We start from the raw sequence: 801 nt of genomic DNA on the forward strand, positions 1-801 counted from the left end.
TAGCGGCGCGCGTTCGTCGGGCGCGTCGGCCGGCGCCGTGTCGCGGCGCACGCCCGAGCGCAGCAGCTTGAAGCCGAAATACACGAGGTACACGGCACCGCCGATCCGGATCGCCTCGTACAGCCATTCGACCTGGTGCAGCACGGCCGCGAGGCCGAGCATCGCGAGCGTCGCCCACGCGATCGACGCGGTGCCGACGCCGAGTGCCGATGCGGCGCCGAGGCTGCGCCGGCCCGCGAGCGACAGTTGCGAAATCATGAAGAAATTCGGGCCGGGGGTGATCGCCGCGACGAGATAGACGACGGCGATTTGCAGCAGGATCGGCAGGTAGGTCATGGCGGCGCGGCCCGGCGGCGGGGCGGAGCGGAATGGGCAAGGCGTTAATGTAGCGCGCACCGCGCGGCCGCGCTTTGGCGGCGCTTAATCCCGTTGATATCCGGCGGGTATCCGGCCGGGATCGGGGAACGTTATTGCGGATCGAGGCGCAGGCGCGCGATGTACGGCAGGTGGTCCGACAGCCACGCGGCCTCGCCGGACGGGGCGCGCCATTCGAGCGGCGTCAGCCCGCGCACGAACATCTTGTCGAGCGCGAGCGCCGGCGAGAACGCGGGGAACGTGCGGCCCGATTCGCCGAGCAGCGTCGCGACCTCGGACAGCCCGATCTCGCCGAACAGCGCGACCGAATCGTTGCGCCAGTCGTTGAAGTCGCCGGCGAGCATCAGCGGGCCGTCGCCTGCGTTGCGCACGATCCAGTGCGCGATCCAGTGCATCTGGCGCAGCCGTGCGGCGCGCGTGAGCGCG

At 70.8% G+C, this 801-nt stretch carries 2 protein-coding genes; both read right to left on the reverse strand.

The features are described 5' to 3' along the window. Nucleotides 1-336: LysE family transporter (locus G3N99_RS40925; RefSeq protein WP_206125276.1), on the reverse strand; the 336-nt coding region annotated here is incomplete at its 3' end. A gap of 131 nt (nt 337-467) precedes the next feature. Continuing rightward, nucleotides 468-801: endonuclease/exonuclease/phosphatase family protein (locus G3N99_RS40930; protein WP_346778526.1), on the reverse strand; the 334-nt coding region annotated here is incomplete at its 5' end.

The organism is Burkholderia sp. Ac-20392, from assembly GCF_017104585.1.
GTDB classification, from domain to species: domain Bacteria; phylum Pseudomonadota; class Gammaproteobacteria; order Burkholderiales; family Burkholderiaceae; genus Burkholderia; species Burkholderia lata.